The sequence below is a fragment of the Pacificimonas sp. ICDLI1SI03 genome, assembly GCF_054740865.1.
Window position 1 is genome coordinate 1,417,864 of record NZ_JBSQAU010000001.1, and the last position, 10,389, is coordinate 1,428,252.

General features: G+C 62.0%; 15 protein-coding genes. 6 read left to right on the top strand and 9 right to left on the bottom strand.

The genetic code is table 11. The features are described 5' to 3' along the window. The first annotated feature begins 30 nt into the window (after positions 1–30). The 4 genes from ACSMXM_RS06940 (at position 31) to ACSMXM_RS06955 (ending at position 2,747) form a co-directional block, all read left to right on the top strand. A complete protein-coding gene (locus ACSMXM_RS06940; RefSeq protein WP_460315177.1) occupies positions 31–804 on the top strand; it encodes an SDR family oxidoreductase in 774 nt (257 codons plus the stop codon). Continuing rightward, positions 801–1,661 carry an SDR family NAD(P)-dependent oxidoreductase gene (locus tag ACSMXM_RS06945; RefSeq protein ID WP_460315178.1) on the top strand — a complete coding sequence of 287 codons (861 nt, stop codon included), beginning with the start codon at positions 801–803 and terminating at the stop codon, positions 1,659–1,661. The genes ACSMXM_RS06940 and ACSMXM_RS06945 overlap by 4 nt, the downstream gene beginning before the upstream one ends. A gap of 94 nt (positions 1,662–1,755) precedes the next feature. Further along, entirely contained in the window at positions 1,756–2,283 is a 528-nt protein-coding gene (locus ACSMXM_RS06950) for an Lrp/AsnC family transcriptional regulator (RefSeq protein WP_460315179.1), read from the top strand. Further along, positions 2,280–2,747, top strand: a complete 468-nt coding sequence (locus ACSMXM_RS06955) for an Lrp/AsnC family transcriptional regulator (protein ID WP_460315180.1) — start codon at positions 2,280–2,282, stop codon at positions 2,745–2,747. Before ACSMXM_RS06950 ends, ACSMXM_RS06955 begins: the two co-directional genes overlap by 4 nt. A gap of 4 nt (positions 2,748–2,751) precedes the next feature. On the opposite strand, the gene ACSMXM_RS06960 is transcribed toward ACSMXM_RS06955, so the two are convergent. From ACSMXM_RS06960 to ACSMXM_RS06985, 6 genes are all read right to left on the bottom strand, one after another. Further along, on the bottom strand, positions 2,752–3,120 hold the full coding sequence (locus ACSMXM_RS06960; RefSeq protein ID WP_460315181.1) for an EthD domain-containing protein: 369 nt from the start codon (positions 3,118–3,120) through the stop codon (positions 2,752–2,754). Then, complete coding sequence (locus ACSMXM_RS06965) at positions 3,117–3,665, bottom strand: nuclear transport factor 2 family protein (protein WP_460315182.1); 549 nt, start codon at positions 3,663–3,665, stop codon at positions 3,117–3,119. The genes ACSMXM_RS06960 and ACSMXM_RS06965 overlap by 4 nt, the downstream gene beginning before the upstream one ends. After that, positions 3,662–4,141: a nuclear transport factor 2 family protein gene (locus ACSMXM_RS06970; RefSeq protein WP_460315183.1), complete on the bottom strand. Its 480-nt coding sequence runs from the start codon at positions 4,139–4,141 to the stop codon at positions 3,662–3,664. Before ACSMXM_RS06970 ends, ACSMXM_RS06965 begins: the two co-directional genes overlap by 4 nt. Next, positions 4,138–4,644 carry an SRPBCC domain-containing protein gene (locus ACSMXM_RS06975; RefSeq protein WP_460315185.1) on the bottom strand — a complete coding sequence of 169 codons (507 nt, stop codon included), beginning with the start codon at positions 4,642–4,644 and terminating at the stop codon, positions 4,138–4,140. Before ACSMXM_RS06975 ends, ACSMXM_RS06970 begins: the two co-directional genes overlap by 4 nt. Before the next feature lie 98 nt (positions 4,645–4,742). Continuing rightward, on the bottom strand, positions 4,743–5,465 hold the full coding sequence (locus tag ACSMXM_RS06980; RefSeq protein WP_460315186.1) for an EthD domain-containing protein: 723 nt from the start codon (positions 5,463–5,465) through the stop codon (positions 4,743–4,745). 24 nt (positions 5,466–5,489) lie between these two features. After that, positions 5,490–6,446 carry a haloalkane dehalogenase gene (locus ACSMXM_RS06985; protein WP_460315187.1) on the bottom strand — a complete coding sequence of 319 codons (957 nt, stop codon included), beginning with the start codon at positions 6,444–6,446 and terminating at the stop codon, positions 5,490–5,492. A 123-nt stretch (positions 6,447–6,569) separates the two neighbouring features. On the opposite strand from ACSMXM_RS06985, the gene ACSMXM_RS06990 reads away from it, so the two are divergent. Together ACSMXM_RS06990 and ACSMXM_RS06995 are read left to right on the top strand one after the other, a co-directional pair. Further along, positions 6,570–7,013 (top strand): nuclear transport factor 2 family protein, encoded by a 444-nt coding sequence (locus tag ACSMXM_RS06990; RefSeq protein WP_460315188.1) that lies wholly within the window; start codon positions 6,570–6,572, stop codon positions 7,011–7,013. Further along, positions 7,010–7,576 (top strand): EthD domain-containing protein, encoded by a 567-nt coding sequence (locus ACSMXM_RS06995; protein ID WP_460315189.1) that lies wholly within the window; start codon positions 7,010–7,012, stop codon positions 7,574–7,576. Before ACSMXM_RS06990 ends, ACSMXM_RS06995 begins: the two co-directional genes overlap by 4 nt. 3 nt (positions 7,577–7,579) lie before the next feature. Here the strand turns inward: ACSMXM_RS06995 and ACSMXM_RS07000 are convergent, their stop codons facing one another. From ACSMXM_RS07000 to ACSMXM_RS07010, 3 genes are read right to left on the bottom strand one after another with little or no spacing between them, the layout of a single operon-like run. Then, complete coding sequence (locus tag ACSMXM_RS07000; RefSeq protein ID WP_460315190.1) at positions 7,580–8,329, bottom strand: SDR family NAD(P)-dependent oxidoreductase; 750 nt, start codon at positions 8,327–8,329, stop codon at positions 7,580–7,582. Between the two features lie 13 nt (positions 8,330–8,342). Continuing rightward, the gene (locus tag ACSMXM_RS07005) at positions 8,343–9,488 is read right to left on the bottom strand and encodes an NADH:flavin oxidoreductase (protein WP_460315191.1); all 1,146 of its coding nucleotides are present in this window, start codon (positions 9,486–9,488) and stop codon (positions 8,343–8,345) included. Beyond that, the gene (locus ACSMXM_RS07010) at positions 9,466–10,284 is read right to left on the bottom strand and encodes an SDR family NAD(P)-dependent oxidoreductase (RefSeq protein ID WP_460315192.1); all 819 of its coding nucleotides are present in this window, start codon (positions 10,282–10,284) and stop codon (positions 9,466–9,468) included. The genes ACSMXM_RS07005 and ACSMXM_RS07010 overlap by 23 nt, the downstream gene beginning before the upstream one ends. Positions 10,285–10,389: the final 105 nt, after the last annotated feature.

Consider the following 10,389-nt stretch of genomic DNA (forward strand, 5'->3'; position numbering starts at 1 on the left):
AGGGCGGAATGCCCGACACAGGAGCAGGAATTGACGGATCAGAATTCAGCCCAGCCGATCAAGGACAAGGTCGCCATCGTCACGGGCGGCACACGCGGCATTGGGCGCGCCATTGCCACGCGGCTCAGCGATGCAGGCGCCACAGTCATTGTCTGCGGTCGTTCTGCACCAGATGACCTGCCGGAATCGCTGCAATTCGTGGCGTGCGACATTCGCGACCCGGAGGCCGCCAAGACCTTCGTCGATGGCGTGGCGGATCGCTTTGGCCGGCTCGACATCCTCATCAACAATGCAGGCGGATCGCCGGAGGCGGAGGCCGCGACCGCATCGCCGCGCTTCGCCGAACGGGTTATCGCCCTCAATCTCCTCGCGCCTCTCAATCTGTCGCAGGCCGCCTATGCGCACATGCAGGCGGCAGGCGGCGGCGCGATCGTCAACATTGCCAGCGTTTCGGCGCTGCGCCCCTCGCCCGGCACCACCGCCTATGCGGCCGCAAAGGCGGGCCTGCTGGCGCTGGGGCGCAGTCTGGCGCACGAATGGGGACCGGCGATCCGCGTCAACGCCATCGTCGTCGGCTATATCGAAACGGAATCGACCGAGGCGACCTATGGCAATGAGGCCGCACAGGCCGCGATTGCCGCGAATATCGGTGCGCAGCGCCTGGGCCGCGCCTCTGAAATAGCCGAGGCGGCACTATTCCTGGTTTCACCAGCAGCATCCTACGTCACGGGCGCCGCGCTTAACGTCGATGGCGGCGGCGAGCGCCCTCCCTTTCTCGATATTCTTAAGGAGCAGAATTCATGAGCAACGAAAATCGTCCGGTCGCCGTCGTCACAGGCGCAAGTCGCGGTGCAGGTGCGGGTATTGCGCGCGCCCTCGGTGGCGCAGGCTACACAGTTTACGTTACGGGCCGCACGGTTCGGGAGGGCGACGCGCCCCTGCCCGGAACCATCGGCGGCACCGCCAAGGCGATCGACGAGGCCGGCGGGAAGGGAATTGCCGTCGCCGTCGACCATCGCGACGATGAGGCAGTCGCCGCGCTTTTCCGCCGCGTGGAGGAGGAACAGGGCCGGCTCGACATCCTCGTCAACAATGCCGCCGTCATTGACGACGCGCTGATCGAGCCCGGCCCGTTCTGGGAACGGCCGCTGGCACTGGTCGATATTCTGGATGTGGGCCTGCGCTCAGGCTATGTCGCCAGCTTCTACGCCGCGCCGCTGATGGTGAAAACCGGCGGCGGCGTGATCGCCTTTACCTCTTCCTTCGGCTCGGTGTGCTACATGCACGGTCCCGCCTATGGCGCGCAGAAAGCCGGCGTAGACAAGTTCGCTGCCGATATGGGCGTCGACCTGAAGGAGCAGGACGTGGCCGCGATCTCCATCTGGATGGGTCCGCTAAAGACCGAGCGCTCCATGAAGGCGATCGAGGATCGGCCGGACCAATATGAGGAAATCATGGCGAATGCGGAGACGCCCGAATTCACCGGCAAGCTAATCGCGGCAGTCCACAAGGACCCCGAACGCATGACGATGACAGGCAAGACGCTGATCGGTGCGGAACTGGGCGAGCGCTATTCGATCAAGGACGAGGGCCGTACTCCTCCGTCCTTTCGGGAGATGCTGGGGGCGCCACGCGACCCCCATCCGGCCATCATCAGATAGGTGCATGCGGCGAACTTGCCCTTGGCGGGATGATCGCCTTGCGATACTTCGGGGGTTTGCGCCGGGGGCGCTCTAATCAGATTGGCAGGTGACGGTGGCGGACGAGAAGCAGACAAAGAGGAAAAAGGCGGCGCCCGGCCGCTCGACCGCCGTTCCGAACGACGCGCCTCCTCCTGCGCTCGAACCCATTGACGAAAAGATCATCGCCGAGCTGCGTCAGTCCGGTCGTATCTCCAACCGCAATCTGGCGCGTACCATCGACGTAAACGAGGCGACGGTACGCACCCGCTTGCGCAAGCTGGAATCGAGCGACGCGGTACGCGTCGTCGCGATGCGCGACCTGACGGCCATGGGATTCAACGCCATTGCCGCGGTGGGCGTCCAGGTAAAGGGTCGCTCGGCGGCGGAGGTTGGGCGTGAACTCGCCCAGTTCGAGGAGGTGATCACTGTCAACGTCACCATAGGCATGTACGATCTGGAGGTTCAGGTCGTGGCCCATGACATTGCGGAACTGGATCGAATCCTGACAGACGTCATTGCGCGCGTGGACGGTGTCGAACGACTGTTCCCCGGCCTCTCAATGAAGATCCTGAAATACAACCCAGAATGGGTGCCGCTATGACCCGCATTCCGCTTGACGAGCTGGATCACAAGATCATCAACCGCCTGGGTCAGGATGCCCGTGTCAGCAACCGCGAGATCGGCCGCGAATTCGGCCTGACCGAAGGGACGATCCGATCCCGTCTGAAGCGGTTGCTGGATAATAAGGTCATCCGCGTCGCCGCTGTCACCAACGCGAACCGACTGACCAACCCGTTCCTCGCTTATTTGTGGATCGAGGCGGACACCGCCGCCGATATACAATTGTTGACGGAGCGACTTGCCGAGCTGCCGGAAATCGGTTTCGTTTCGACCATGCTAGGTCGCGCGGACGTGCTGGCCATGACCCTGGTGGAGGACGGCAACGAGCTTACCGAATTCCTGCATCAGACGATCGACAAGATCCCGGGCGTGCGGCGCGTCCGCTACAGTCTCGGCCAGAACTTCATCAAGCACGACTTCCGCTATTGCGCGCTGATTGACTGATCGATCAGCCCAAGGGGCTGGTCCGTTCTTCCACCAGGAACATGCGCGTCGCAGATCGATCCAGAAAGTTTTCCTCGTCCGCAGCGATACGGGCGGCGACATCCTCTGCCGTCGCAACTGCCATCGCCCGATCATAGGCGCCGCGGTCGGCGAACCACAATTCCGTCACGACATCGAAGTCGAAGGGGGCAGCTCCGTCCGACACGAACGCACTCTCGAAATTGGCGAAATTGCGCCGATAATCGACGATGCCCGGAAGCAGCGACAGGATAAGAGGTGCGTGCTGACGCTCATAATAATCGATGAAGTCGGAGCGGCTTAGGTCAGCGCGCCGACGCAGCAAGGCGATGGATTTACAGCGCGTTGCCGTCATGGCTGGACACGCTTCAATAGGCGGAAGAAGCCATAAGAAGGATCCTCCGGCCCCGGCTTGCCGATATGCGCCCCATGCAGAAACGGGTGCTCCAGATCGACGATGGAGGGCGAATGAATGTTCGCCCAATCCGCGACAATCGCGCGATGGGCAAATTTCCACACTCCGTCGCGCTTCTCATATTTATCGAAATAGCGACCGCCGACCAGCACGTCGAACGGCCCGTCCTCCCCGCGCACGCGATGAAGCGCGATCAGATAGACTTCACCCTCCGCATAGTCGCCATCCAATGCCAGGTTGATGGTGGTGACATTGTGATGGAGAATTTCCATCGGCGCCTGAATCTCGGGCAATTTGTCGATGAAATCCATCGCCGGCCCGCTGGACATCGCGCCATGATCGTCGATGGCGTCCTCATGGTAAAGACTGCGCATCTTGGCATGATCGTGACGGTCGGCAGCATTGCAATAGGCGTAAATCAGGGTCCGCAGCGCTTCACGATCGAGAAGCGCCTGCACCGCCGCCGGGTCAGGAACAGCGGTCATGCCCCCGCCCCCGTGCGCGCGAGCAGATGCGCGGTCAGTCCCGGTTCCGGCTCGTGATAGACACGCTCGTACACGCGTTCATAGGAAGAACAAGCAATCAGCCACTCGCCATCCACCTTCCGGTATTTGTCCTTGTAGGTGGCGCTGCCCACCGTCGTGCGGTTGTCAGCATCGAGGTCCAGAGCGTAATCGAGGAGCGTCCATTCCCCGTCTGCCGTCCCGTCGTCGTGGACGTCGATGACGGGCATATGCACCGTATGCGACCCCACAAACCGCGGATGAAATGCCTGCGACAGCGCCTCCATGATGACATCGCGGCCCTGAAGAGCGAAATGATAGCTGCCGCCCCGATAGTCGATTTCGGCATCTTCCGTGAACAGGCTGGCGACCAGATCCATGTCGCCACTGTCTATACCGCGCGAATATCGGTGCTTCAGCCGCCGTATCAGCTCGATCTCCTCGAGCTGCAGGCTCATGCTGCGGCCTTGCGCTCTCTGTGCAGCGCCTCCGCCCGCTCCTTCAGGGCGACGGCGGTGTCATCGAACGCGCGCTTGATCCACTGGCTGCAGAAGAACATGACATGCTGAGCATTCGGGCCGAAAAATGCATCGGTCGAATAATAGGTGCAGCTCTGGTCATCGACCGCCTCGATCACTTGGTCCCGGCGTGCCGGGTACGGCATCTCCGGCGAATCCGGCAATTCCCACGACAGCAGCTTTTCAGGCACGTTTGCGCAGACATATTCGACGTTCGGATAGGTTTCTCCCGGCATCGTATAATTGGCGAGCGTCATTTCCAACGGCGCGCCCATTTCGAGCGTGGATTTGGCGGCGATGCAGAAGGGATTCCAGGCACCGTAATTGGGAAGATCGGTCAGCACTTCCCACACAATCGATGCGGGGGCGTTGATAGTCACCGTATCTGAATAGACGGTGGTGGCGGGGTCCGTTTTCGGGGGCGTACCGGACTGATCTGTCATGGTGTCTTCTCCTCCAGGCATGTTTTTTCTAGATTGAATACAGGATGCCGCTCTGCGGACCCATGGTCAACGCTTTGCGCAGGAATATTGGCCGAACGTTACGCATTTTGCGATGCGGGGACCTTCATATCATATTGGCTGGTCGGGATGCAGTCGCCCCCCTTCTGGCCCATGAAATTGGCGCAGCTGTCCATCATTGCAGCATAATTGGCGTCCAGCTTGGCCGGATCATTGACGGCATCGAAATAGAGTTCTCGATCGTGCAGCGCCTTTTGCGGAAAACATTCCTCAACAATCGCGGCAAAGGGCTGTGCACCCTTGGTGACAGGCCGCACCACCAGATTCTGGATATATTCGAAATTCGTTTGCGTGTCGGTGGCGACGCGTGTGTGACGCTCCTGCCAGGCATCTCGCCATTGTTCGAAATCGAGATGGTCGGGCCGCTCCAGGAACACCATTTGCGAAAATCCCTCCGTCCGCTCGCCGGCGACGGGCGGGTGCTGAGTATTGGGCAGCGGCGTGGATTCGCTCACCAGCCATCCTGCGACTTGGCCGGCGGCATCGTTGAGCAGCGCTTCAATCGGTTCGCGGCGAACAGACCAGCTGGTGTCGACCCAGATCTGAACCATGGCATCCATTTGCGGTTCGGTGACGACAAACCGGGGGCTGGTTCCCCCCTCCACCGCGTCATCCTGCACATTGATGCGAAGCGCGCGAACCAGGGGCCGCAGGCCTTCTGTCACCGGACCCAGTAATGCATCGTTCAGAGCCTCCCGCGATTGCCCTTCCTTGCGCCACAATGCGTAGATCAGCTTTTCCAACTCGTCCTCCCAATATCTTCTATCTTATTTCGCTCGCTGGCCGTCATGTAGCCCGTCCAGAAACGCTACCAATGTGTCGGCGAGCGCTTCGCCCTGTTCCTCCTGAACGAAATGCCCGGCATTTCGAATGGTAACGTGCGGCGCGTTCGCGGCACCCGGCACGCGATGGCGAAACACCGACTGCCAATCCGCAGTCGCGGGATCGCCATCACTGAACGCGGTGGCAAAGGGCTTTTGCCACTGATCCAGCACCTTCCACGCCGCGCGGTTCTCCGCCATGCCGGTCGCGGCGGCGTCGACAGGAATGAGCGTCGTAATCGCCAGCGCCGCCGCCTTGTGAGCGGCGTTGGGGAACGGTGCATCATAGGCGGCCAGCACGGCGGGGTCCGGCCGGGAAACGCAGGTGGCGGCAATAACTTCGCTGACCGCCAGATCATCACTGTCGCGGCAATGCGCGATCCAGGGCTCGACGATCGGCCCCGGCCAGTCGGCCACGCCGCGCGGCGGCGGCTCTGCGTTCGGCAGCAATGTGTTGGTTGCAAACACGGCACGGAAGCGATCCGGCATCTCGCTGAGAACGCGCAGGCCTATTGGGCCGCCCCAATCCTGGCAGACCAACACGATATCCGTCAGATCCAGCGATTCGACAAAGGTTCGCATCCATCGGACGAAACGGTCGGCGGCGAATACCGAACGATCCGTAGGCTTGTCCGACCGGCCAAAGCCGACATGATCGGGAACGACGGCACGCCAGCCTGCGTCCGCCACCGGGCCGATCAGCTTTCGGTACAGATAGCTCCAGCTCGGCTCCCCATGCAGCATCAGTACAGTGCCATGCCGCGCGTCGCCCTCGTCCAGATAATGCATGCGCAGGGGCCCCAGATGCGCGTCAGGCACCTCGACATAATGCGGAGCGAATGAAAAACCGGGCAGATTCGCAAAGCACTGCTCGGGCGTACGCAGAATTGCCGACTGTGCCATCACTCCCCCATCTTTGCGAATATCTTTTCCCATGAGGATACGCATTTCACGAAAGTATTTGCAAGCCGCCACGTGAACGCGCATCTTTGGAAGAAAGAAGAATGTCTATGTGGGAGGTTTAATATGCTGCCGTTACAGGAACTGTCCGACCGGGTTGAGATTCAGGATCTGATCACCCGCTATGCCTATGCAATCGACGAGCGGGACTGGGACGCGCTGGACCGTGTGTTCACCGAGGATGCAATTGTCGACTATACCGAACTCGGCGGCAAGAAGGGCACGCGCGCGGAAACCAAGGCTTATCTCGCAGAGGCAATGCCGAACTTTCCCGCCTTTCAGCATCTGTCGACCACCACCCGGGTCGATCTGGATGGCGACCGCGCGAAGGCAAAGACGATCCTGTTCAACCCCATGGTGATGGAGCACGAAGGCAAGGAGCGGGTCTTCTTCATTGGCCTGTGGTACAATGACGAACTGGTCCGCACCAAGGCTGGCTGGCGCATTTCCCATCGGCGCGAGGAAAAATGTTGGTCCTACAACGCCCCCGAGGGGATGTTGCCGGAATGACCAAGACAATCGCCTTCATGCCGCGCCGTCCAGGGTCCACCCGGTCGGAGTTTCGCACGCATTACGAGACCCGGCATGCGCCAATGGCGATGCCGCTGTTCCCGTTCAGCCGGTATCGCCGCAATCATCTGCCAGAGGATGCGGGCGAGCCGGGGTTCGACTGCATCTCAGAATTCTGGGTCAGCTCGCTGGAAGAAATAGGCGAACTAATGGCAGGCGATGCCGGCGCGACGATGCGAGAGGACGAGCGCCGCTTTCTCGATCAGGAGCGGACCCGCGCGGGGGTGTCGGAATCGGTGCTGACGGACGGCGATGCCGGTGACACGATCCTTTTGCTGGCCGACGACGGCGGCGATCGATCCGCCCTTAAAAACGCGTGCCGGACGGTGGGGGCCAGTCTGGAATTCCTGACATCACTATCAGATCAGGCCCTGCCCTATGATGCGATGATACGGCTGTCGGGCGAACAGCCCTCGCTGCCTGACGGCTGGAAGAAAGGGCCGTGCCTGAAAATTATGCCCAGCGAAACGCCGCCCGACCAGTTACGCGGAGGTGCCGCCTGAGCGCTAGGCGGCGGTCTGCCCGCCGTCCACGCTGAGGATCGCGCCTGTTACGAAGCGCGCATCGTCGGACCCCAAGAACGCAACGGCGGCGGCGACATCCTCTGGCTCTGCCATATCGCCCAGCAGTGGCGTCAAACGCTCGAAAAGGCGCGGTTCCACATCGCCAATATCGTCGAAGCCTCCGGCGATCAGTGGCGTGTTGACCGCGCCAGGACAGATGGCATTCACACGGACGCCGCGTGTGGCATATTCGACCGCGATCGACTTAGTCAGGCCGACGACGCCGCTCTTCGATGCGGCATAGGCGACAGCATAGGGTGTACCGATCAACCCCGCCGCGCTGGCAATATTGACGATATTGCCGCGAACCTTTGCCAGGTGCGGCAGCGCGGCACGTACCATCTGGAACACGCCCGTCAGGTTGACGCCGATCATGCGCTGCCACTGTGCATCGTCTATGTCTGCGGCATGGCCGAAACCTCCGATCCCGGCCACATTGGCGAGCAGGTCTATGCGGCCATATCGCTGCACCGCCTGCGCCACGGCCTCGTCGCAGGACGCAGGATCGGTGACATCCAGCATCTGTGTGCTTGCCGTCTCACCAATCTCGGCCACCGTCGCCGCGCAGCCGTCCTGATCCCTGTCAGCGCAGAGCAGCGTCGCCCCCTCCTGCGCGAGACGGAGCGCGGTCGCCCTGCCGATTCCGGAGGCAGCGCCCGTAATGAGGGCAATTTTGTCCTGAAACCGTTTCATCGCAGCCATTCCTTCACGTCAAAGTGGTCAGCGCGGCGAGGTCGACCGCGCGCAATTCCTCATCGCGGCCTTCGCGGACCTTTCGCGGCCAGTCCGGATCGGCCAGCAGGGACCGACCAACCGCCAGCAGGTCGAATTCCCCCCGCCCGATCATTTCCGCAATCTGGTCAAGCATTTCGAGCGACACGCCGGGCAGAGCCTCCCCCGGTGTTGCCGCCTCTTCCTCGGTGAACAGACCAGCAAGGCCAACGGAACCGACTGCGATGCTGGGACGGCCGGTCAGCTTTTTCGCCCATCCGGCGAGGTTTAGCTGGTTATCGGAAAATGTCGGCTGCCACGCCTCCCGCTGCGAACAGTGGAAAATGTCGGCGCCTGCATCCGCCAGCGGCGTCAAAAGACGCTCCAGTTCGTCCGGGGTTTCAGCAATGTTCGCCTCATAGGCACCGATCTTGAATTGCGACATCCTGACGAGGATCGGGAAGTCGGGTCCGACCGCGGCTCGCACGGCGGAAATTACCGCAGCAGGGAAACGCGCGCGGTTTTCCGGGGAACCGCCGAATTCGTCCTGCCGTCGATTGGTTCCCGCCCACAGGAACTGGTCGAGGAGAAAACCGTGACCCGCATGGACCTCTACCCCGTCGAAGCCGCGCCGCTGCGCCTCTGACGCCGATGCAGCAAAACCGGTGATCACCGCCTCCATGTCGGCCGCGGTCATCGCGCGTCCGCTGGGGCCGCGCGCCGCATCCAGATCGGCGATGGACAATCCAGAGGGGCCAATGGCCTCCGGCGAGGGGAAGTGCTCGGTACGCCGCTCCATACCGGTGTGCCACAACTGCGGCATCAATTTGCCGCCGGCTGCATGGACCTCGGCCAATACTGCCTGCCATCCATCCAGCGCATGCCCCCCGGCAAAGTGCGGACCGGTACCGTCATAGTCGGCCAGCGGATGCGCGATGGCCGCTGCACCTGTGATCATCAGGGCGACGCCGCCCTTCGCGCGGCGTGAAAAATAGGCGCCATATCCATCGTCGGGTCGGCCATCGACCGCATGTGCGCGGCCCATGGGCGACATCACGATCCGATTGGGCAAACGCAGATTGCGTCCCTCGAACGGGGCGAACAACACCCGCCGAACATCAGCAGAAATAGGAACCTCCATTGGCGGCAAGGACCGCCCCCGTCACATAGCTTGCATCGTCACTGGCGAGGAACGCCACCGATGCGGCGATCTCTTCCGGCCGAGCCATGCGGCCCAGCGGCACCGCCGCCGCCATCTGGTCACGCATGGCGTCGGGGACATTTGCCATGATCGGCGTATCCGTCGGTCCGGGATGGACCGCATTGACGCGGATTCCGCGAGAGGCAACTTCGCGCGACAGACCGCGCGCAAGCCCCACTATGCCAGCCTTGCTGGTAACGTAATGAATCGGTCCTTCGCCAGAGGCGGCGGACGTTGACGCAATCAGGACGATCGATCCGCCCGCGTCGCGTTTCGCCATGTCGCGCAAGCCTGCGCGCGCCGCGTAAAACGCGCCATTCAGATTGACGCCCAGCACCGCCGCCCAACCGGCGTCAGACATATGGATGGTCTGGTCGGGGTGCGCCGTCGGTGTTTCCCCGGCGGCTATCTGCTCGGCGCGGCGTGCGGCGCCGGCATACATCTGATCGCTGCCATCGTCGGGACCACGGCCAATACCGGCGTTGCAGACAACAATGTCGATGCCGCCAAAGGCCGCCGCAACCTTGGCGAACGCCGCGTCGACGGAGGTGCTGTCGGAAACGTCGCAGGCGATGCCCAGATGCCGTTCCTGATCCTGCAGGGCGGCGCGAGCCGCCTCTTCCGTCCGGTCGAAAACAGCGACACGCGCGCCCTCGTCCACCAGCCGCCGGGCAATGGCTTGGCCGATACCCTGTGCACCGCCGGTTACGACTGCGCGTTTACCATCTAATCGCATTCGTCTCTCCCCAAGGGCGCGACCATTTTGTCGCTTTGGCCGACATCTGTCCTTGTCGCGTCAAGCTACGCAAGTTGACATGTTTGCCCCTTAGGGATCAGCATA